This is a genomic window from Streptomyces sp. ATexAB-D23 (assembly GCF_000373645.1).
In the GTDB taxonomy this organism is placed as follows: domain Bacteria; phylum Actinomycetota; class Actinomycetes; order Streptomycetales; family Streptomycetaceae; genus Streptomyces; species Streptomyces castrisilvae.
This window is the reverse complement of record NZ_KB892014.1, coordinates 65,268-87,002: the sequence shown is the minus strand read 5'-3', so window position 1 is coordinate 87,002 and position 21,735 is coordinate 65,268. Positions and strand designations below refer to the sequence as shown.

Sequence of the window (21,735 nt, the reverse complement as noted above, 5' to 3'; positions counted from 1 at the left end):
ATGAGCCCGCGTTCGAGAACCCCCCGCACGGCGGCCGCCTCCGCCCCCTGGGTACGGACCCGGCTGCGGACCGCGCCCGGCGCCGCCTGCGCGTTCTTCCTGCTGGTGCTGGTGACGGCGTTCCTCGCCGCCGCCTTCCCCCGCTCCGTCGACCGCTACGAGGGCCAGGGGCTGCGCCACGACCTCGACGTCGTCGAACCGAGGCGCAGCGTCCTGGAGGTGAGCGGCCCGCAGCCGGGACTGGAACTGCCGGCCGCCGCGCGCGAGGAGGCGGTGCGCGGGGCCACGATGGCCGCCGCGCAGCGCCGCATCCTGGACGCGCTGCCCGACCCGGTGCGGGCCGACGCCGCCCAGTCCGCCTACGGGGTCCGCACCTCGGACCCGGTCGCGGCGAAGGAGACCTGGCTCCCCCGCCCGTACGGCATCGACCCGGCCCTGACCTACGTCACGCAGTCCGCGCTGCCCGACCACGCCACCCTGCGCACGGGGTCGTGGCCGAAGGCGCGCGGCCAGGTGACGATGGAGACCCGCGAGGTCGAGGCGGCCGTGACCGAGGCGACCGCGAAGGCGCTGCGGATCGAGGCCGGCGCGACGGTCGCCGTCCCGACCAGGGGCGGCGGGAAGGTGACCGTACGCGTCACCGGCATCGTCGCCCCGAAGCACCCGAAGGCCTCCTACTGGTCGGCCGAGCAGCTGCTGCGCACCCCGTCGCTGGTCCCCATCCCCAGCAAGGACAGCCCGCGCTACTACTGGACGGCCGCGCTCCTGCTGCCCCCGGACGCCGGCCCGGCCCTGCTCGCCACGACGGGGCAGCCCGAGCTGTACTGGCGGCTCGCGCCGGACAGCTCCCGCCTGAACTCCCGCGACGTGGACCGGCTGCGTACGGCGGTCGCCTCGCTGGAGGGCGGCCCCGGACTGCTCACGATGCGCCAACTGGCCGGGGAAACGGTCACCGTCACCACCGACCTGGACGAGATCCTGGCCTCCTACGACGGCATGCGCGCGGCGATCGAGCCGGTCGTCACGGTGGCCGCCGTCGGCATCGGGGCCGTCGCCGCCGTCGTGCTGCTGATGACGGGCGGCCTGATCGCGGGCCGCCGGCACGCCGAACTGGCCCTGCTGCGGGCCCGCGGCGGGTCCCTGGCCGGCATCGGGGGCCGGCTGCTCGCCGAGACCGCGGTGACGGCCGTGCCGGCGGGTGCGCTGGGGCTGCTGCTCGCGGTCCTTGCCGTGGGCGAGGCCAGGATGCTGCCCGCCGTGGCCGGGGCCGGCGCGGTCGTCGTGCTGGTCTGCGCGGCCCTCCCGCTGCACACGGCCCTCCTGCACCGCAAGCACCAGCTGCACGGCGCCCGGGACGACCTGGCGACCGCCCGCCCGTCCCGGCGGCGTACGGTCGCCGAGCTGACCCTGCTGGTGCTGGCCGTCGGCGCCGTCGCGGCGCTGCGCCGGCGCGGCACGGACAGCGCGGGCGGCACCGACCTGCTGGTCAGCGCCGCGCCCGTGCTGGTCGCGCTGATCGCTGCCGTGGTCCTGGTCCGGCTCTACCCGCTGCCGCTGCGGCTCGCGCTGCGGTCCGTGGCCCGGATGCGCGGTGCGGTCGGCTTCCTGTCGCTGGCGCGGGCGGGCCGCTCCTCGGCCTCCGGCACCCTGCCGCTGCTCGCGCTGCTGGTCGCGCTGACGACGGCGGCGTTCGGCGGCTCGGTCCTCGCGGGGGTCGCGGACGCCCGTGACGACGCGGCCGTGCTCGCCACCGGGGCCGACGCCCGGATCAGCGGTCCGGGCGATTCCGCACCGCTGCCCGCCGCCCTGATCCGCGCGGCCGGCGCGGCGGACGGCGTACGCGAGGTGGTGCGGGTCCAGATCGAGTACGGGGTCTCGCTGCCGCCCGCGGCCGGCGGGTTCGAGGACGCGAAGGGCGCGACGCTGATCGGCGTAGACCCGGAGGCGTACGCCCGGCTGGCCCGCGACGTCGGCCTCGGCTCCTTCCCGGCCGGCCGGCTGAAGGCCACCGACGCGCGGCCGGAGAAGGGGCGGCCCGCGTCGAAGGACCGGGTCCTGCCGGTGATCGCCTCACCCTCGGTCGCCGAGCGGCTCGGGGACGGGGCGCGCGACCTCCAGTCGCTGGCCGGTGACTTCAAGGTACGGGTGGCCGGCACGGTCACCCGCACGCCCGCCGTCTCCGACACCTCCTTCATGATCGTCGACGCCTCCGCCCTCACCCACCGGCAGACCACCGCGCTCCTCCTCACCGGCGACCGCCCGGACGCCGCCGGGCTGCGCGAGGCCGCCGCCGACGCGGGCAAGGGATTCTCCGTACAGCTGCGCTCCGAGCAGCGCGCCTCGTACGTCGACACCCCGATGCAGAACGGCGCCGAGCGGATCTACCTGGCGGCCATCGCGGCCGGTGCCGGGTACGCCCTGCTCGCCGTGCTCCTCTCGCTGCTGCGGACCGCCCCGGAACGCACCACGCTGCTGGCCCGGCTGCGCACCATGGGTCTCACCTCCCGGCAGGGCGGGCGCCTCCTCGGCTTCGAGGCCATGCCGCAGGCCCTGCTCGCCGCCGTGGGCGGGCTGCTCGTCGGCCGGGCCACCATCGCACTGCTCGCACCGGGCATCGACCTGGTGCACCTCGCGCTCTCGACCGGTCCCGGCTCCAGCCTGCTGGACACCGCGCCGCTGCGCACCGACCCGTGGTCCCTGGTCCTGCCGGCGCTGGGCGTGATCGTCCTCGCCGCCGCGGTGGCCGGGGCGCAGGCCTGGTGGGCGGGCCGCCGCGGATCGATCACCGAACTCAGGGCAGGAGACTCCCGATGACGACGCCGTCGACCGATTCCACGCTGGCGGAGCTCGAACAGCGGGCCACCGCCCGGCGCGACCGGCCCTCCTACGGGCACGACGCGCTGATCGCCTGCGACCGCCTGGTGCGCATCTTCACCACGGACGGCGTGGAGGTGCAGGCGCTCCAGGGCCTCGACCTGCTGGTGGAAGAGGGCGAACTGCTCGCGCTGGTCGGGGCGTCCGGCAGCGGCAAGTCGACGCTGATGAACATCCTGGCGGGGCTGGACGAGCCCACGGCGGGGGCGGCGAAGGTGGCGGGCTGCGACCTGCTGTCCATGGGGCAGAAGGAACGGCTCCGCTACCGCCGGGACGTCGTCGGCTTCGTCTGGCAGCAGACCGCCCGCAACCTCCTGCCGTATCTGACGGCCATCCAGAACGTCACGCTGCCGATGCAGCTGCGCGGCCGTGTCCGTGGCCGCGAACGGGCCGCGCGCGCGGAGGCGTTGCTGCGGATGCTGGAGGTCGAGGACTGCCGCGACCGGCGCCCGCAGCAGATGTCCGGCGGCCAGCAGCAGCGGGTGGCGATCGCGGTCTCGCTCGCCAACTCCCCCTCGGTGCTGCTCGCCGACGAGCCGACCGGCGAACTCGACTCGGCCACCGGCGAGCAGGTCTTCGCCGCATTCCGCCGCGCCAACGAGGAGCTGGGCACGACGATCGTGATCGTCACCCACGACCAGGCGGTCGCGAACGAGGTACGCCGTACGGTCGCCATCCGGGACGGCCGTACCTCCTTCGAGGTGCTGCGCCGCACCGAGGTCGACGCGGCGACCGGCCAGGAGTCCCAGGTGGCCCGCGAGTACGCGATGCTGGACCGCGCCGGCCGGCTGCAACTGCCCGCCGACTACACCGAGGCGCTGGGCATGGAGCACCGGGTGATGCTGGAACTGGAGCAGGACCACATCGGCGTGTGGCCGGACGGCCCGAAGCAGGAGAGCGCGAAGCCGGAGAGCGCCGGCCCCGAGTAGCGGCCGCGGGGTGACCGCCGTCGAGGCAGGCCGGTGAACGGCCGTTAGGATCCGGCCATGACGACGTTCGAACGCGAGATCACCGAGCCGGTCGACCTGTGTCTGCCCGACGGCACGCTCAATCAGGCGGCGGTCGGCTGGTCGCGGGTGCCGCTGCACCGCGCCAATCTGCGCGGCTGGGGCCGGACGAAGCGCTGGGAGTACTGGTGCGTGACGACACCCACGCATCTGGTGGCGCTGACCGTCAGCGACCTGGACTTCCTCGCCCTGAACACCGTCTACCTGCTCGAATACGCGCCGGGCGGCCTGGAGTTGGAGCGGACCGCGATCATCCCGGCGGGCCGCGGAGTCCAGCTCCCCGACACCGTGGCCGGCGCCCCCGGCTCCCCGGACGTGGTGACCGGCCCGGCGCGCCCCACGGGCGGCAAGGTGCGCGTCGAGATCCGCGACGAGCCCGGCGGCACCCGGCTGCGGGCGCGCTGCCTGACCCAGGAGCGGCTGCCGCTCGAAGTGGACCTCCTGGTGGCCCGGCCGCCGGGCCACGAATCGCTCTCCGTGGTCGTGCCCTGGGACAGCCGGCGCTTCCAGTACACCTCGAAGCAGACCGCGCTGCCCGCGTCCGGCCGGGTCCGGATCGGCAGCGAGTTCCTGGAGTTCGACGGGGACGACACCTGGGCCGTCCTGGACCACGGCCGGGGCCGCTGGCCGCGTACGGTCGACTGGAACTGGGGCGCCGCCTCCGGGCGCACCGACGGGCACACCGTGGGCCTCCAGTTCGGCGGGCGCTGGACCCTGGGCAGCGGCTCCACGGAGAACGGGCTCTGTGTGGACGGCCGGCTCAGCAAGATCGGCGAGGAGCTGGCCTGGCGCTGGTCACCGGCCGATCCGCTCGCCCCGTGGACCATCCGCACCCCGCTGACCGGCCAGGTGGACCTGACGTTCACCCCGTTCCACAACCGCAGGGCCCGTACCGAGACCGGTCTGATCGCCAACCGCACCGACCAGTGCTTCGGCCACTACGACGGCCGCGTCCGCACCGACGACGGCGAGGAGATCGCGGTGGACCGCCTGCTGGGCTGGGCGGAGGACGTGCACATGCGCTGGTGACCGGGGCGGCGGGTCAGCCGCGTACGGAGACCGCGAGGTTCCCGAGGCCGCCGGCCGCGCCCGCCCGGCGCAGCGCGATGGAACCGTACGGGGTGCGCAGCCTCAGCCAGCCACCGGCCGCCAGCAGGGCGACGGGGAAGCCGGGGGCGGCGCGCAGGAAGCCGAGAGCCTGCGCGGCGTGCACGGCGCGCAGCGGGAGTTCCGTGGCGGCGACGGTGCGCGACCAGATGTCGTGCCCGATGCGGTCCCGCTCGGCCCGGGTGCGCCGCTCCTCGGGCAGGGCCTCGTCGCGGGTCCTGAACTCGGTGACCGCGGCGTTCAGCGCGGCGCGCAGGGAGGCGGGGTCGGGCAGCCCGGGACGCTCGGCCCAGCCGCCGCGCGGCGGGAGGACACCGGCCCAGGGCGGCCCGGTCACCGGGGCGGGCAGGACGCCGGTTCCGGCGTCCGGGCCTTCGGCGGAGAGGGACTCCAGGAGTTCCCCGGCCGAGACCGTGACGTCGAAGTCGCGCGCGTCCGCCAGCCGCGCCGCCCGGATCGCCAGCACGTCGAACGACGGCGGCCTGCCGAACACGGCGAGCGCGCCGCCGCCCGACTGGAGGCGTACGGCCGCGGCCCGGTCGTAGTGGAGCAGCCGGCCGAGGAAGGCCGCGAGATCCGCGGCCTCCCTCGCGTCGGCGAACCGCAGCGACTGCAGGGACACCGTCATACCGCGGCGGGCTCCTCGGCCAGGTACTCCTGGAGGAACAGCTTCTCCTCCGCGGAGATCCGCCGGGGGCGCTCCTCGGCCAGGTTGTACGGCACGACGACGGTCGAGGCCCGTACGTAGACCTGCTCCGGGTCCTTGACCTCGTAGGCGATCGTCAGCGACGCGGCGCCTATCTTCGTGACCCAGGACTCGACGGTCACCGGACGGTGCCGGTGGACCAGGGGCCGCAGGTAGTCGATCTCGTGCCGCGCCACGACGGAGCCGCCGGCGAAGGACGGCGAGCCGTCCCCCGGCGCCAGCCGGAACATGAAGTCGATGCGCGCCTCCTCCAGGTAGCGGAGGAAGACCACGTTGTTGACGTGGCCGAAGGCGTCCATGTCCGACCAGCGCAGCGGGCAGCTGTAGATGTGACGAGCCAAGACGATCAGCCTCGCGTGAGCTTCTTGTACGTGGCGCGGTGCGGGCGGGCCGCGTCCGCACCGAGCCGCTCGACCTTGTTCTTCTCGTACGACTCGAAGTTGCCCTCGAACCAGTACCACTTGGAGTCGCCCTCGTACGCCAGGATGTGCGTGGCGACGCGGTCCAGGAACCAGCGGTCGTGGGAGATGACCACGGCCGCGCCCGGGAACTCCAGGAGGGCGTTCTCCAGCGAGGACAGGGTCTCGACGTCGAGGTCGTTGGTGGGCTCGTCGAGGAGCAGCAGGTTGCCGCCCTCCTTGAGCGTCAGCGCCAGGTTCAGGCGGTTGCGCTCACCACCGGAGAGGACACCGGCCGGCTTCTGCTGGTCCGGGCCCTTGAAGCCGAACGCGGAGACGTACGCCCGCGAGGGCATCTCGACCTGGCCGACGTTGATGTAGTCCAGCTCGTCCGAGACGACGGCCCAGAGGGTCTTCTTCGGGTCGATGTTGGCGCGGGACTGGTCGACGTAGGAGATCTTGACCGTGTCGCCGACCTTGATGGAGCCGCTGTCGGGCGTCTCCAGGCCCTGGATCATCTTGAACAGCGTGGTCTTGCCCGCGCCGTTCGGACCGATGACGCCGACGATGCCGTTGCGCGGCAGCGTGAACGACAGGTCGTCGATGAGGACCTTGTCGCCGAAGGCCTTCGAGAGGTTCTCGACCTCGACGACGATGGAACCGAGCCGCGGCCCCGGCGGGATCTGGATCTCCTCGAAGTCCAGCTTCCGCATCTTGTCCGCCTCGGCCGCCATCTCCTCGTACCGGGCGAGACGGGCCTTGGACTTGGTCTGGCGCCCCTTGGCGTTCGACCGCACCCACTCCAGCTCTTCCTTGAGCCGCTTCTGCCGCTTCTCGTCCTTGCGGCCCTCGACCTTGAGGCGGGTGGCCTTCTTGTCGAGGTACGTGGAGTAGTTGCCCTCGTAGGGGAGCGCGCGGCCGCGGTCCAGTTCGAGGATCCACTCGGCGACGTTGTTCAGGAAGTAGCGGTCGTGGGTGACGGCGACCACGGCGCCCGCGTACTTCGAGAGGTGCTGCTCCAGCCAGTTCACCGACTCGGCGTCGAGGTGGTTGGTGGGCTCGTCGAGCAGCAGGAGGTCGGGGGCCTCGATGAGGAGCTTGCAGAGCGCGACGCGGCGCTTCTCGCCACCGGAGAGGTTGGTGACGGGCCAGTCGCCGGGCGGGCAGCCCAGGGCGTCCATGGCCTGCTCCAGCTGGGCGTCCAGGTCCCACGCGTTGGCGTGGTCCAGGTCCTCCTGGAGCTTGCCCATCTCGTCCATGAGCGCGTCGGAGTAGTCGGTCGCCATGAGCTCGGCGACCTCGTTGAAGCGCTTGAGCTTGCCCATGGTCTCGGCGGCGCCGTCCTGGACGTTCTCCAGGACCGTCTTCGCCTCGTCGAGCTTCGGCTCCTGCATGAGGATGCCGACGCTGAACCCGGGCGACAGGAACGCGTCACCGTTGGACGGCTGCTCCAAGCCCGCCATGATCTTCAGCACCGTGGACTTACCGGCACCGTTGGGCCCCACGACACCGATCTTCGCGCCGGGCAGGAAGTTCAGGTTGACGTCATCGAGAATCACCTTGTCGCCGTGCGCTTTGCGCGTCTTGCGCATGGTGTAGATGTACTCAGCCAAGAGAAACCGTCCGGCAATCGATGTGTGGGCAGATACACCCCATCTTGCCTGACGGCCGCCTCTTGACGGAAACCGGTCCGGTGCGCGATACGCGGAATCCCGGCCCGCGGTACGCCCGACACCGACCCGCGGCAGGCGCGAGACCGGCCCGCGGTACGCGCGAGACCGGCCCGCGGTACGCGCGAGACCGGCCCGCGGTACGCGCGAGACCGGCTCGCGGTATGCGAAGGCCCCGGTGGGCCGGAGCCTCGCCGGGGCCTTCATCAGCGGGTGTGACGGTGTGCTACCGCCGTTCACTCACCGGTGGACTGTCCCTTGCGCCGGCGGAGGAGGAAGACCGCGCCGCCGCCGATGACGACGAAGGCGATGGCGACGCCCGCGATGACCGGGGTGGCGTTGGAGCTGCCGGTCTCGGCGAGGTTGCCCCCGGGGCCCGCCGTGCCGCCGCCGGCCGTGGCGGTGGTCGTGGTGGGCTGGTCGAGGGTCTGGGTGTCGACGCCGCCCGTGGTGGTGCTGCCGCTGGTCCGGCAGTCCAGGACGCCCTTGAACGTCTTGGCGAACCCACCGGGTCCGGTGACCGTGACGTCGTACGCCTGGTCCTCGGAGACCGGCACGGTGACGGTCAGGGACTTGCCGGCCTCGACGAGGTGCTCGGTGCCGTCGAGTTCGAAGGTGTACGGCTCGTCGCCCTTGTTGCCGACGGTGATGTCGACGCCGCCGCTCTCGCAGTTCTTCCTGGCGGTGGCCGCAGGGACCGCGCCCTTCTCGGCCCAGGACGCGGTGGCGCTCGCGGAGACCGTGGACTCGCTGGAGCCGGCCAGGATCTGGGTCTGGCTCCGGGTGACCCCGGCGAAGGCCCGCCCGACCGGGACGGAGGTGGTGGCCTGGACGGTCAGCGCGGCGGAGCCGTCCGGGGAGTCGGCGGGCACGTCGAAGTAGAGCCGGTCGCCGTCGGCGGCCGTGGTGACGGGCTTGCCCTTCTTGTCGGTGATCCCGATGCCGCTGGCCGAGTCGGCGGGCGGGGCCACCGAGACCTGGCCGGCGTTGGTGCGGACGGTGACCGGGCCGATCCGCTCGCCGGAGCGCCCGGACACCGCGACCGGGTCGAGCGCGAGGGACGCCTTGGGCTCGGCGCTGTTGGCGGCGTTCTTCTCCAGCCAGTCGGCGAGCTTCTCCGCCTGCTTGTCGGAGGCGGTCACCTCCGCCTTGTCGGAGAAGCGCCAGATGGCTACCTGGGTGCCGGCCGCCGCGGTCTTCTCGGTGAGCGGCCCGGTGCCGGCCTTCTCGGCGAGGTCCGAGAGGTCGTCGATCTGCGGGTAGGAGTGCTCCAGGATCCAGCGGATCCGGCCGGCGTCCTTGTTGCTGCCCAGCGAGGTCTGGTCCCAGGGGGTCTCCAGGTACTTCGCCTGGTCCTGGGTGGGGTTGTGGATGTCGATGCAGTACGTCTTGAGCTTGCCGCCGCCGTCGACGGTCATCTCGAACAGCCCGGCGGGCAGCTTCTGCTTCCTGCCGTCCACGCGCAGGACTGCGGTGTCGTAGGTCTTCAGCCCGTCCAGCACGGCGGTCGCCCCGCCCTGGTGCGGGGGCGCCTCGTCGGCCGCCGCACCGCCCGCGCCGACGAGAACCCCGGCCACGGCGAGGCCGGACGCCACCACCGAAGCGGTCAGCCGGGCTATGCGCCGGCCCCGCCCGGAGCGGGCCGTCGCCGTGGATGACGAGGCGGTCGCTGAAGAAGCAGAAAACACAGATTTCCCCTCCGGGCGAGACCCTCGCGCCCGGTACGCGTGTGGGGAATGTCCCGCCTGCCTACTCAAGTGCCCTGTGAGTACGGGGAAATCCTATGGAGCGAGTCATGCCCGGTCCCCCGTCATACCGTCGGACAACCATTCCGACTCGGAATCGTTATCCCTGGTAACCCCAGGTCTCGGAGGGTCACCGTCCGTCCCGCACGCTTCGTCATGACGCGGTCACCAGATCGGACTCGGCCCGCCGAGGCGCGGCGTCCGTCTTCTGACGCGCCGTCCGCCGCCGCGCCGCCGGCCGCGCCACCGGGCGCTCGGGCCGCTCCTGCGGCGGCTCGTCGGACCCGCCCGGCTCCGCGCCCGCCACCGGCTCCTCCCGCTCCCCCGGCCCCTCCCGCACCGCCCACGGATCGGCCCCGGGGGCGGAAGCCGGACCGGACCGGGCGGCCGGTACCGGCTCACCCCTCACCACCCGGCGGAACGCCGCCGTGCCCCGCGTCAGGTCGTGCCCCACCGCCATCGCCTCGATGTCCACGAACGTCCGGCGCTGCCCGTCCTTTTCCTCCTCACGCACCTTCAGCCTGCCGTGCACCACCAGGGGCTCCCCCACCGCGACCGAACCCGACAGATTCATCGCCAGCGTGCGCCACGCCCACACGGTGTAGAAGCTGGTGTGTCCGTCGGCCCAGAGCTCCTTCACCCGGTCCCACCGTCGCGGCGTCACCGCGAACCTGAACCGGGCCATCCCCCCGGTCGCCGTGTCCCGGAACTCCACGGCCGTCGCCGCGTTGCCCACCAGCGTCACCAAGGTCTCGTTCATGACTCCGCCTCCCCTTCGCCCGGTCTCCTTGACCGCCGTGTGCGCGGTCACTGATCCCATGCTGGAGGGGAGGCGGAAATCCCGCTGGGGGCTGTGGACTAACGGCCCGTTGTGGAAAACTCCGTCACCGCCACGTACCTTTCGCGCACTTCGCGGTAGCGCACCAGCTCGGCCGACACCGGGTCGAGCACCCGGGCCCGCCCACAGGCCGCCGCCGCCTCGCGCAGCCGCCGTTCGGCCTCCTGGCCGTACCGCCGCGCGGGCCCCCTGGCCGCCGCCGCGCACGACCACTCCACCAGCGGGCCGCCGATGATCCCCGCCAGCATCACCAGCGCGGGCGTCAGCAGCCCCGGCTCCAACACCCCGATGATCTGACCGGCCAGCCACAGGCCGCCGAAGATCTGCAACAGCGTCATGGCCACCTGCGCCAGGACGGCCGCCGGCCACCAGGCGGGACGCGGCGGCCGCCCGGCCCCGCGCCCGCTTCCCGCCCCCGGCACCGCCCCGGCGCTGCCGCCCGGGTCCTCGGTTCCCGCCGCGCCCGCGTCCGCCTCCCGGCCCTCCACGGCCCCGGCCCGTCCGGCCAGTTCGTCCAGCGCGTCCGGCAGTCCCTGTGCTCCGTGCACCGCCGCCTCGCGCACTGCCTGCGCCCAGGGTCCCGGCAGTCCGGCCGCGGCGTCGTCGGCCACCGTGCGCACGGCCTGCTCGACCCGCTGACGTGCGGTGAGCCGTTCCTCGGGCGGGGCGGCCAGGGGCGCGCGGTCCCGGCTTCCGGGCTGCCGCGCGGCCTCGTACCAGCGCCACAGCCGCAGCCACGGCGTGCCGCAGGCCCGTCCGGCGTTGCGGCGCCACTCGCGCTCGGCCGCCTGTCCGGCCGCCGCCGCGCCCACGGCCTCCGCGAGGCGGTCGGCGAACTCCTCGCGGGCCTGCTCGCCGAGCCCCGGCCGTCCCTCGGCGACGTACACCGGGCGCAGCCTGGCCGCCGCCGCGTCCACGTCGGCGGAGAGCCGCCGGGTGGCCGCCGTGCGGTCCTGGACGAACCGGCCGAGCAGCTCTCGCAGCTCGCCCACGCCGTCGCCGGTCAGCGCGGACAGGGGAAGCACGGTCGCCCCGGGATCTCCGTGTTCGCCGAGGGCCATGCCGTCCTCGTCCAGCAGCCGGCGCAGGTCGTCCAGGACCTGGTCGGCGGCGTCCCCGGGAAGCCGGTCGATCTGGTTGAGGACGACGAAGGTGACCTCCGCGTGGCCGGCGAGCGGCCGCAGGTAGCGCTCGTGCAGGGCCGCGTCCGCGTACTTCTCCGGGTCCACCACCCAGATCACCGCGTCGACCAGCGCCAGCACCCGGTCCACCTGGTCGCGATGGCCCCGCGCCGCCGAGTCGTGGTCGGGCAGGTCGACCAGGACCAGGCCCTGGAGCGCCTCGTCCGCCGCCGCACCGCCCGGCTGCGGCCTGCGCCGGAGCCGTCCGGGCACGGCCAGCCTGTCGAGCAGACCGGCGGCCCCGTCCGTCCAGGAGCAGGCCAGGGGCTGGGAGGTGGTGGGCCTGCGCAGGCCGGTCTCGGAGAGCTGGGCGCCGGCGAGCGCGTTGAAAAGGGTCGACTTGCCGCTGCCGCTCGCCCCGGCGATGGCGACGACGGTGTGCCGGGAGGAGAGCCGCTGCCGGGCGGCCGCCTCGTCGAGCACCCGGCCCGCCTCCGCGAGGGCGGAACGGTCGAGGCGGGCCCTGGAGAGTCCGACGAGTTCGCGCAGGGCGTCCAGGCGGTGCCGGAGCGGGCTGCCGGACGACACGTACGCCTCGACCTGGGGCCGGCCGTCGTCCTCCGCCGCTGCCACGGCTTCGGGGGTGTCCTCGGGGGTGGCCTCCTCTCGGGCGGCCTGAGCCCGGCGGGCGATGAGCCCGTCGTCCCAGCCCGTCCCGGCGCCGTGGCCCGCCTCGGGTCCGGCCGCCTCGCGCGGGTGCCCCGTCGTCTCGGCGCGGCGGCCGCGGCTGCGGGTCCTGCCCCGGCCCTGTCCCGGATTTTCGTCAGTGACGGCAGTCATCGCTGCCACCTCTCCTTCTGCAGTAGGGACAGTGCGGCGATCAGTTCGGCCTGCGGTTCGGGGGCCACGTCGAGAGCGTCCAGGGGCGCGAGCCGCCGGTCGCGTTCACCGTTCAGCACATGGTCGAGATAGGTGGTGAGCAGCGCGCCGCCCTTGTCGCGCAGCCGCAGCGCGCCCTGCGCCCCGATCCGTTCGGCGAGCTGCTCACCCGCGGTTCGGGCCCGGCGTCCGCCGAGCAGGGCGGCGGCCAGCAGGGTGGCGACGGTCTCGGGGTCCGGGGCGGTGTTGCGCTCCATCAGGCGCAGCTCTTCCTCGGCCAGTTCCTCCAGAATCCGGCGCCAGCGCCGTACGGTCATGGCGATCCGGCCCCGGATGTCCTCGGCCGGCCCCCATCCGCCTTCCTCCCGGCCCGCCGCCTCGAACGCGAACGCCGCCGCGGCCGGTTCCCGCCGCCAGGTGGTGCGGATCTGCTCGTCGGCTGCGGCGACGGCGCACTCCAGGAGCGCGGCCAGGCTCTCCACCAGCGCGTCGAGCACTTCCTCCGAGGTGCTGTACAGCGGGTAGCCGCGCCACCGGGTGCGGGCGTCACCGGCGAGCGCGCCGCCGTTCTTCACCCTGCGCCGTACCCGGGCGCCCTCCTTCCCGTACGCGTCCTCCACCACCCCGGTCAGCCGCACGGCTGCCGCGTACTGGGCGGCGACGGCGCCGGCGAGTGCGGGCATCCGGACGTCCAGGGAGTCGATGACCCCGGCGGCGGTCCGGCCGACCGCCTGCTGACGGGCGGCCGGGTCCTGGGCCCGGTGGGCGAGCCAGGCGCGCAGCGGGGCGACGGCGGTGGTGGGCAGCAGTCCGCTGCCGCCGCCGGCCGATTCGGGCAGTTCGGGGATGGTGAAGCGCGGCACCTCGCCGAGGCCGGCCTTGGTGAGCAGGGCGCCGTACTGCCGGGAGACCTCGGCGATCACCTGGTGCGGGACCCGGTCCAGGACGGTGACGAGGGAGGCGTTGTACTCCTTGGCCGTGCGCAGCAGGTGCCAGGGGACGGCGTCGGCGTACCGGGACGCTGTGGTGACCATCACCCAGATGTCGGCCGCGCAGATCAGTTCGGCGGCCAGGACGCGGTTGCGTACGACGAGGGAGTCGATGTCGGGGGCGTCCAGCAGGGCGAGGCCGCGCGGCAGCCCCATGGCCGTCTCGACGCGCAGCGCGGTGCCCCTCTCGGCGGCGTGCCCGTCGGGTCCGTCGAGGTCGTCGCACTGGCCGGGGTCGGCGTACTCGTCGGGCGACAGCCAGACCCGGGTGAGCTGCGGCAGCACCCGTACGCCCGCGAACCAGTGCTGGTCGTCGGGGTGGCAGACGAGGACGGGGGTACGCGTGGTCGGGCGCAGCACTCCCGCCTCGCTGACCCGGCGCCCCACGAGGGAGTTGACGAGCGTCGACTTGCCGGCGCCGGTCGATCCGCCGATGACGGCGAGCAGGGGCGCCTCGGGATCCTTCAGTCTGGGCAGCAGGTAGTCGTCGAGCTGGGCGAGCAGCTCGGTCCTGGTCTGCCTGGCGCGGGGGGCCCCGGGGAGCGGAAGTGGGAGACGCACGGCAGCGACACGGTCGCGCAGGGCGGAGAGTGCGTCGATGAGCTGAGGCCGTACGTCCAAGGTCACCACATGCGAAGAATGCCCAATTTTGGCGCCTTTTTGAAGCGTATAGCCACCTCTGCGCGCCGGTTCCTCCGTCCGGACAGAGGGGATGAGTGGGGCGCAGGCATAACGAGTGCACAACACCCGGGGCGCGAGGCGTCAAAAGCGGTGCACGGCTCGCACCTACCTGCGATTATCGTCTCGCTTCACTGAACCTCCACATCGTGCCACGCAGGTGAAGCAACCGGGTCGAGCCATTCGGAGCCCTATCCTTGTCCCGGCAAGGTCACGGACCGCCCGGGTCCCGGGGCTCCAGACCACCGCAGCCACCACCGGCCCCCGTAGCTCAGTGGATAGAGCAGGTGCCTTCTAAGCACTTGGCCGCAGGTTCGAGTCCTGCCGGGGGCGCCTCTGCCCAGCCCGTGCCAGGCCCTCCCCCGGGAGGGCCTCCGTCTTGTGCGGCGGCGCGTCTGTGCGCGGCGGGTCCGAGCACGGTAGCGAGGACCGCGTAGTGACGGCGTAAACCTGCCTCCCCCGCCCGCCCGTTTCAGGCCGCGGCGACCGCCAGCAGGACGAACGCCAGGAGCGAGAGCGCGGTCCGGACGTGGTGCAGGGTGTTCCAGCGGGATTCGAACGCCGTGCGGGCCGCGGTGTCGTCGCCGCCCTCGGAGCCGGCGAGCGCGTTGTTCAGCGGGATGTTGCCGGCGATCGTGACCAGGTGGGAGGCGACGGCGCAGGCCGAAGCGCCGATCAGCGGCCACCGGGATTCCTCGCCGGCCTGTGTGAACACCGCGACCACCGGGAACGCGACCGCGCCGAGGAAGAGCAGGAGGAAGGCGGGTCCGGGGACCTTCTCGTTGATACGGCGCATCGCCGCGGTGAAACCCTCGTCCGGGAGTGCGCCCAGGCCGGGCATCACCGCGATGAGGAACGTGAGCAGAAAGCCCGCGTAGAGGCCGTTCGTGAGCACGGCGAGGGTCAGGAACAGAGAGGCCATGGCACCCATCATGGCCTGCGGGAAGCGGCCGCACAGCCGGATTTCGCTGATGCGTGCGAGCCGCTTCCCGGGGCCGCGCTCAGTCCATCTCGCCCTCCTGGACCGTGCTCCCGTCGTCACGGTCGCCGCTCTTGAGCCGGTCCGCCTGGGTGATCGCGGTGGCCAGCTTCGTCACCGAGGCGTCCTCCGTGGCCGTGGCCAGCTTCCGTGCGCGGGAGGCGAGTTCGGCGAGGGTGGGGGTGCCGGGCAGGCTGGTGCCGCGCAGGGTGTCCGCGAAGTAGGCGGCGACCGCCGTCACCTGGAGCCGGGTGCTCCTGCCGCCCCACAGCTTCCCGCCGATCGCGCCGGTCTCCACGGCGGCGGACTTCTCGTGCGGGGTGCGGGTCTTCGGGTCGAGCCAGCGCACGGTCGCGGTGGCCACATGCCCGGACGCGCCGTCCCGCAGGCGCACCGCGTACAGGGCGGTGACCGTGTGGCCGGGGCCGACCTCGCCGCCGTCCACGCTGTCGTCGCGGAAGTCCTCGTCGGCGACCTTGCGGTCTTCGTAGCCGACCAGCCTGAACTTCTCGACGGTCTTCGGGTCGAAGGCGACCTGTGCCTTGGCGTCGCGGGCCGTCAGTTCGAGGTGGGCGGGGAGCTGGTCGACGAAGACCTTGCGGGCCTGTTCCTCGTCGGCGATGTACGTGGTGTGGCCGTCGCCCTTGTTGGTCAGCCGCTCCATGAACGCGTCGCCGTAGTCGCTGCCGACGCCGACGCCGAACAGGGTGATGCCGTAGTCGCGGCGGGCCGAGTCGATCCGTTCGAGGATGGTGTCGGCGTCGGTCTCACCGGTGTTGGCCAGCGCGTCGGAGAGCAGGACGACCCGGTTGTTGGCGCCCTTGCGACGGCCCTCCACCGCTTCCTCGTAGCCGCGCTCGATGCCCGCCCCCACGTTGGTGGAGTTGGCGGATTCCAGCGAGTCGACGGCGTCGTGAATCTTGCCGCGCCGGCCGCTCAGCCGGGTCATGGGCAGGACGGTCGTCGCCTCGTCGCTGAAGGTGACCAGGGAGACCGAATCGTCGTCCCGCAGCTCGTCGGTGAGGATGCCCAGCGAGCTCTTCACCAGCCCGAGGCGGTCCGGGGAGTTCATCGAGCCGGAGATGTCGACGACGAAGGTGAGGGCGGCCGGGGCCCGTTCGGCGGTGGCGGGAGCCGCCTTGGTGGCCAGGCCGACCCGGACCAGCGACCAGTTGCCGTCATCGCCGCCGGCCCGCGCCCCGTCGACGGAGACCGAGAAGCCGTTGTCCGACGGGCGGTGGTAGCCCTGGCGGAAGCTGTTGACGAACTCCTCCGGCCGCACGGTCTCCGGGCCCGGCAGCCGGCCTTCGCCCAGGGTGCGGCGCGCGTAGCCGTACGAGGCGGTGTCCACGTCCAGGGCGAAGGTGGAGAGGTAGTCCGGCGGGGCGGTCTCCTTCAGCCCGTCCGCCTTGTCCGCCTTGCCCGCCTCCTCCTTGCCCTTCGCGCCGTCCTCGGCCGTCCCGCCGGTACGGGCGGGTGCGGGTGCGGGCGCTCCGCCGCGCCGCTGGGACGAAGCCGCGTCCCGTTGGCCCGTCTCCCCCGAGCAGCCGGTGAGCAGCACGCCGGCCGCGAGCAGCAGCCCCAGCGCACCTCGGTATGTGCGTGTGCGGCGTTCCATGCCGTACCCCCCTGTGTCGTCATGTCAGCACTGGTGAATGTGACGTGCGAACGGGGTCCGCGGACCGGTCGAAAGCGTTGCGGAACGGTTTCGATGCGGCAACGGCGGGCGGTCGGCGGGCGGAATGTCAACCTCAGGACACGATGTCCTTACGACTGAATCCCCGGAAGGCGAGAGCGAACAGGATCAGGGCATAGGTCACCGATACGGCCGCGCCCTTCAGCATGCCGCCCCACTCGATGCCGGGCTGGAGCGCGTCCGCCCAGGCGAACTGCCAGTGGGCGGGCAGGAACTCGCGCCAGGAGCCGAGCGCGGTGACCGCGTCCAGGACGTTGCCGACGATGGTCAGCCCGACCGCTCCGCCGACCGCGCCGAGCGGGGCGTCGGTCTTCGTCGACAGCCAGAACGCCAGACCCGCGGTCACCAGTTGGGACACGAAGACGAACGCGACGACGAGCGCGAGGCGCGGCACCGCGTCCCCGGCCGCCAGCGCGCCCCCGGTGGGCAGTTCCAGGGGCCCCCAGCCGTACGCGGCCGCCCCGGCGGCGAGGGCGACGAGCGGCAGCAGCACCATCGCGGCGAGGCTGAAGCCGAGCGCGACGACGAGCTTGCTCCACAGCAGCCTGGCCCGGGGCACAGGCGCGGCCAGCAGGTAGCGCAGCGAGGACCAGCTCGCCTCGGAGGCCACGGTGTCGCCGCAGAACAGCGCGACCGGGATCACGAGCAGGAAGCCCGCCGAGACGAAGAGGCAGGTCGCGGCGAAGTTCGCGGCGGACGCGGTCGCGGTGTCCATCAGCGTGATGCGCGCGCTGCCCCCGGGTCCGCCGTCGGGGGTGCCGCCGATGGCGAAGGCGGTGATCAGGATGAACGGCAGCGCGGCCAGCACCCCGCCCATGAGCAGGGTGCGTCGTCTGCGCAGCTGCCGGACGGCCTCGACGCGCAGCGGGAGCGTGCGGCGGGCGTGGTAGCCGGGGGCCTCGGGGGCCGCGGCGAGGTCGGCTGCGGTACTCATGCGGAGCCTCCGGAGATCAGGGTGAGGAAGGCGTCCTCCAGGCGGCGGTGCGGTCCGACCCCGGTGAGCGGCACGTCGAGGCGTACCAGTTCGGCGATCAGCTGCGGCGAGGTCGCCCCGTCGAGCCGGACCAGCAGCCCGTGCGCGTCGTCGGTGCGGACGGCGGAGGCGATGCCCGGCAGGGCGGCGATCTTCTCCACGAGGGGTTCGGTGAACGGGTCGGCCGCGGTCACCAGGAGCATGTCGCCGGAGCCGGTGATCTCGGCGACCGGTCCCGCCTGGACGAGCCGGCCGCGGTCCATGACGACCAGGTGGGTGCAGGACTGCTCGACCTCGGAGAGGAGGTGGCTGGAGACGATGACGGTGCGGCCGCCGGCCGCGTAACGGATCATCACGTCCCGCATCTCGCGGATCTGCGGCGGGTCGAGCCCGTTGGTCGGCTCGTCCAGGATGAGCAGGTCCGGCATGCCGAGCATGGCCTGGGCGATGGCCAGGCGCTGCCGCATGCCCTGGGAGTACGTGCGCACGGCACGGGCCAGGGCGTCGCCGAGGCCGGCGATCTCCAGGGCCTCGTCGATGCGCGCGTCCGCGTCGGGGCGTCCGGTGGCCTTCCAGTACAGCTCCAGGTTGGCGCGGCCCGACAGGTGCGGCAGGAATCCGGCGCCCTCCACGAAGCAGCCGACCCGGGACAGCACGGGCGCGCCGGGGCGGATGGCCCGCCCGAAGACGCGGATCTCGCCGTCGTCGGGGGTGATGAGCCCCATGAGCATGCGCAGCGTGGTGGTCTTGCCCGCGCCGTTGGGCCCGAGGAGGCCGAGCACCTGGCCCTTCTCTACTCGGAAGGAGAGGTCGCGGACGGCGAATGGGGTCTCCCCTGCTCGAACGAAGCTGAGAGCTTGGGGGAGGCCGGCGGACCTGACGTATTTCTTGGACAGGCCGGTGATCTGGAGCGGTACGTCGAAGAGCGCCGGGTCGGGTGCGGGGGGCGCGGTACGGCGGCGGGCGGTGAGCAGCAGGGCTGCGGCGATCAGGACGGCGGCGGCCGGGAGGCCCCAGGTCCACCAGGGCAGCGCGGCGGACGCGGTTTCCAGGCCGGGCGCGGTGGGAACGGTGAGGGGCCCGTCGAGGGAGACGCTGTACGTGGCGGACTCGGCCGGGGAGGCGTAGCCGAGGTCGGTCGCGGAGAGGACGAGGCGCAGCCGGTGGCCCTTGTCGAGTGCGTGGTCGACGGCGGGCAGGGTCAGCTCCAGGGGCTTGCCCTGCTCGGCGGGGGTGATCCGGTAGGGGGCGGCGAGCTGGGCGGGCAGCACCTGCTTCTTGCCGTCCGGGGACACGTCGTACACCTTGCCGAACAGCACCGCGTCGCCGTGGTCGGCCTTGACGGTCACCCGCACGGTGGGTGAGCCGGTGATACGGCGCGAGGTGGTCAGCGGGGCGGAGTCGAAGCGGGCGTACTGGCCGGGGAAGTCGAGGGAGAGTCCGCCGACTCCGAGGGTGGACAGCTGGGCGAGTGAGCCGCCGATGCCGGGGACGGCGGAGATGGCCGGCGGGTCGCCGCCCGGCGGGCTGGTCACCTTCTGGGTGCGGCCGCGCAGTTCGACGGTTTCCCCGCCGCTGTGCAGGCCGGGGTAGGTGTCGCTGCTCGCGCCCCGGGTAAGGGCCGCGCCGTCGGTGGAGTCGATGCCGCCGGTCCGGGTGACGCGGAAGGCGGGGCCGGTGTCGGCGCCCTCTTCCCCCTTCAGATAGCGGTCGAACCAGTTCCCGATCCTTTCGTGTACCCGGCCGGTCTCCATGTCACCCCCGTCGTGGCCGCCGGCGATCCAGTCGACGGAGACGGGGGCGCCGTTGGCCTTGATGGCCTTTGCCATGGCGTCGGCATGGCCGAGCGGGAAGAGGGAGTCGGTCTGGCCCTGGACGATGAGCGCGGGGACCTTGATGCGGTCGGCGACGGCGCTCGGGGACCGTTCGGTGAGCAGGGCGCGCGCGGCGGTGTCGGGCTTGCCGCTGACGGCGACCCGTTCGTACAGGTCGCACAGCTGCTTCTCGAAGTTCCCGCAGCCGCCGCCGCTGTTGACGAAGATCCCGGTCCAGAGTTTCTTGAACACCCCGTCGGGGAAGAGCGCGTCGGCCAGGTTCCAGTAGGTGATCTGCGGGGCGATGGCGTCGACGCGGTGGTCGTACCCGGCGGCGAGGAGCGAGACGGCGCCGCCGTAGGAGGCCCCGGTGATGCCGACGCGGGGGTCGCCGTCGGCGTCGAGCTCCACCTCGGGACGGGCGGCGAGCCAGTCGATCAGCCGGGAGACGTCCCTGACCTCGCGGTCGGGGGCGTTGAGCCCGATCGTGCCGCCGGACTTGCCGAAGCCGCGCGCGGACCACGTGAGCACGGCGTACCCGTCGGCGGCCAACTGCTCGGCCTGGGCCCGGGTCTCGGCCTTGCTGCCGCCGAATCCGTGGCCGATGAGCACGGCGGGGCGGCGCCCGGTGCCTCCACCGGTGAAGTACGAGGTGTCCAGGGACACCCCGTCGACGCGCAGCAACCGGTCCTCGCGGTGCACGGCCGGCGCGCTGTCGTCGGCCACCGCGGTCCAGGTGCCCGCACCGGCCAGCACGAGGAGCGCGGCCGCGGCCGCCGCCCACCGGCCTCGGGTACGGGGCAGCAGGCGCCGCCACCGGGACGTACGCGCAACAGGGGTCTCCATGGGTCGAGCCTATGCGGCCCGCCGCCCCGCCCCGCCTGCCGTCAGGCGGAGGTCCCGGGCCTCCTCAAGGCGTACGACACGCGCCCCGCGTACTCCGCACGCGGTATGCGGCGAGGGTTCCGTGCCCGCGCGATCGCGTCGCGTACCGCCCCGCCTCTCTGGAACGCTGCCGCCATGAACCGACCAGAGGTACTGCTGATAGGCGGGCGCGCGGGCGTGGGGAAGACGACGGTGGCCTGGGAGGTGTCGACGCTGCTGCGGGAGGCCGGGGCGGCGCACGCCGTCGTGGACGGCGACTTCATGAGCGCGGTGCACCCGGCGCCCGAGGACGATCCGCACCGCTCGCGGATCACCGAGCGCAATCTGACGGCGGTCTGGGCCAACTACGCGGACCTGGGCCACCACCGCCTCGTCTACACCAACACGGTGTGCGTGCTCGCCGAGTCGGCGCCCATGTTCGAGCGCGCGATGGGCGACGGCCTGCGGATCGTACGGGTCCTGCTCACCGCGACGGACGCGACGGCCGCCCAACGGCTCACCGGCCGTGAGATCGGTTCCGAGCTGGAGAGCGAGCTGCGCGGCAGCATGCGCAAGGCCCGGCTGCTCGACGCCCACTCACCGGCTGACACCGTGCGGGTGGCGACGGACGGGCGGACGGTGGCGGACATCGCGCGGGAGATCGTGACCGTGACGGGGTGGGCCCGTGCCCAGGCCCAAGGGTCTGTCCGGCGGATCTTCACGGGCCCGACAGGCCCTGGGCGGTAGCCGGGGCCACCGGCAGCGGGGTGCCCTTCGGGAGCGGGTACGGGGACTCCTCGGGCAGGAGTGCGGATGCCGCTTCCGTGCGGCCCGCCCGGACCAGCTCGTGGATCTCCCGGGCCAGCGGGGTGACATCGCGGATCGCGACCGTCCACTCGTCCGCGTACCGCCGCGACGCCTCGCCCGCCAGGCCGAGCTGGAGGGAGCGGAACGGAAGCCGGTCCAGGTGGAGGTCGCGCTCCGGGTCCCACTGGACGCGGGCGGGCGCCCGGCGCAGGTCGTGCTGCCAGGTGGCGCGGTCGGGGTGCACGCCTCTTTCGTAGTGCGAGAGTTCGGCGTGGCCGAGGGCCCAGTCGAAGCCCTCACGGGTGATCTCGACGGCGAGGACGGTCTCCTGGCCCTCCTTCGCACCCCAGCCGCAGCGGTACATCATCCACAGGAAACTCGGCTTGATCCACGTCATGCGGTCCCGTTTCCAGGCGGGCGGAAAACGCCCGTCGCGGGCCGCCGGCAGCCCGAGCGACGGGGTGTAGGCCTGGTAGACCGTCACGGTGGTGGCGGTGTGGAGCGCGCGGATCTCGTGCTGCGGCGGGGTCGATGCGGTCATTCGGACATCCCAGCACCGGGCGTCGGCGGAGGGCGAACGAATTTCCGCC

16 protein-coding genes and 1 tRNA gene are annotated in these 21,735 nt (G+C 73.3%); 5 read left to right on the top strand and 12 right to left on the bottom strand.

Features of this window, described 5'->3' with window-relative positions; all coding sequences use genetic code 11:
• Genes B082_RS0115830 through B082_RS0115820 form a run of 3 tightly spaced genes read left to right on the top strand, consistent with a single transcriptional unit; the run spans window position 1 to window position 4,910 of the window.
• Window positions 1-2,814 (top strand): FtsX-like permease family protein, encoded by a 2,814-nt coding sequence (locus B082_RS0115830; protein ID WP_018552787.1) that lies wholly within the window; start codon window positions 1-3, stop codon window positions 2,812-2,814.
• A complete protein-coding gene (locus B082_RS0115825; protein WP_018552786.1) occupies window positions 2,811-3,803 on the top strand; it encodes an ABC transporter ATP-binding protein in 993 nt (330 codons plus the stop codon). Before B082_RS0115830 ends, B082_RS0115825 begins: the two co-directional genes overlap by 4 nt.
• Before the next feature lie 57 nt (window positions 3,804-3,860).
• Complete coding sequence (locus tag B082_RS0115820) at window positions 3,861-4,910, top strand: DUF2804 domain-containing protein (protein ID WP_018552785.1); 1,050 nt, start codon at window positions 3,861-3,863, stop codon at window positions 4,908-4,910.
• A gap of 13 nt (window positions 4,911-4,923) precedes the next feature.
• Here B082_RS0115820 and B082_RS0115815 read toward each other — a convergent pair whose 3' ends face one another.
• From B082_RS0115815 to B082_RS0115785, 7 genes are all read right to left on the bottom strand, one after another.
• Window positions 4,924-5,616, bottom strand: a complete 693-nt coding sequence (locus tag B082_RS0115815; protein ID WP_018552784.1) for a hypothetical protein — start codon at window positions 5,614-5,616, stop codon at window positions 4,924-4,926.
• Window positions 5,613-6,035, bottom strand: a complete 423-nt coding sequence (locus B082_RS0115810; protein ID WP_026249842.1) for an acyl-CoA thioesterase — start codon at window positions 6,033-6,035, stop codon at window positions 5,613-5,615. Before B082_RS0115810 ends, B082_RS0115815 begins: the two co-directional genes overlap by 4 nt.
• A gap of 5 nt (window positions 6,036-6,040) precedes the next feature.
• On the bottom strand, window positions 6,041-7,705 hold the full coding sequence (gene ettA, locus B082_RS0115805) for an energy-dependent translational throttle protein EttA (protein ID WP_018552782.1): 1,665 nt from the start codon (window positions 7,703-7,705) through the stop codon (window positions 6,041-6,043).
• A gap of 293 nt (window positions 7,706-7,998) precedes the next feature.
• Window positions 7,999-9,450 (bottom strand): Cys-Gln thioester bond-forming surface protein, encoded by a 1,452-nt coding sequence (locus B082_RS0115800; RefSeq protein ID WP_026249840.1) that lies wholly within the window; start codon window positions 9,448-9,450, stop codon window positions 7,999-8,001.
• Between the two features lie 211 nt (window positions 9,451-9,661).
• Window positions 9,662-10,267 (bottom strand): single-stranded DNA-binding protein, encoded by a 606-nt coding sequence (locus B082_RS0115795; protein ID WP_018552780.1) that lies wholly within the window; start codon window positions 10,265-10,267, stop codon window positions 9,662-9,664.
• A gap of 98 nt (window positions 10,268-10,365) precedes the next feature.
• Complete coding sequence (locus tag B082_RS0115790; protein ID WP_018552779.1) at window positions 10,366-12,306, bottom strand: YfjP family GTPase; 1,941 nt, start codon at window positions 12,304-12,306, stop codon at window positions 10,366-10,368.
• Window positions 12,303-13,955 carry a dynamin family protein gene (locus B082_RS0115785; protein ID WP_018552778.1) on the bottom strand — a complete coding sequence of 551 codons (1,653 nt, stop codon included), beginning with the start codon at window positions 13,953-13,955 and terminating at the stop codon, window positions 12,303-12,305. The genes B082_RS0115790 and B082_RS0115785 overlap by 4 nt, the downstream gene beginning before the upstream one ends.
• 317 nt (window positions 13,956-14,272) lie before the next feature.
• On the opposite strand from B082_RS0115785, the gene B082_RS0115780 reads away from it, so the two are divergent.
• Window positions 14,273-14,345 (top strand) — tRNA-Arg (locus B082_RS0115780).
• 139 nt (window positions 14,346-14,484) lie between these two features.
• Here B082_RS0115780 and B082_RS0115775 read toward each other — a convergent pair.
• From B082_RS0115775 to B082_RS0115760, 4 genes are all read right to left on the bottom strand, one after another.
• Complete coding sequence (locus B082_RS0115775) at window positions 14,485-14,934, bottom strand: DUF1772 domain-containing protein (RefSeq protein WP_018552777.1); 450 nt, start codon at window positions 14,932-14,934, stop codon at window positions 14,485-14,487.
• A 79-nt stretch (window positions 14,935-15,013) separates the two neighbouring features.
• Entirely contained in the window at window positions 15,014-16,609 is a 1,596-nt protein-coding gene (locus B082_RS0115770; RefSeq protein ID WP_018552776.1) for a vWA domain-containing protein, read from the bottom strand.
• A gap of 133 nt (window positions 16,610-16,742) precedes the next feature.
• Complete coding sequence (locus tag B082_RS0115765) at window positions 16,743-17,621, bottom strand: ABC transporter permease (RefSeq protein WP_018552775.1); 879 nt, start codon at window positions 17,619-17,621, stop codon at window positions 16,743-16,745.
• Window positions 17,618-20,320, bottom strand: a complete 2,703-nt coding sequence (locus B082_RS0115760; RefSeq protein ID WP_199783804.1) for an alpha/beta fold hydrolase — start codon at window positions 20,318-20,320, stop codon at window positions 17,618-17,620. The genes B082_RS0115765 and B082_RS0115760 overlap by 4 nt, the downstream gene beginning before the upstream one ends.
• Window positions 20,321-20,494: 174 nt before the next feature.
• Between B082_RS0115760 and B082_RS36165 the strand changes: the two genes are divergently transcribed.
• Window positions 20,495-21,085, top strand: a complete 591-nt coding sequence (locus tag B082_RS36165; protein WP_051094627.1) for an AAA family ATPase — start codon at window positions 20,495-20,497, stop codon at window positions 21,083-21,085.
• Here B082_RS36165 and B082_RS0115750 read toward each other — a convergent pair.
• Window positions 21,057-21,686: a DUF4291 domain-containing protein gene (locus B082_RS0115750; protein ID WP_018552772.1), complete on the bottom strand. Its 630-nt coding sequence runs from the start codon at window positions 21,684-21,686 to the stop codon at window positions 21,057-21,059. The genes B082_RS36165 and B082_RS0115750 overlap by 29 nt on opposite strands.
• Window positions 21,687-21,735: the final 49 nt, after the last annotated feature.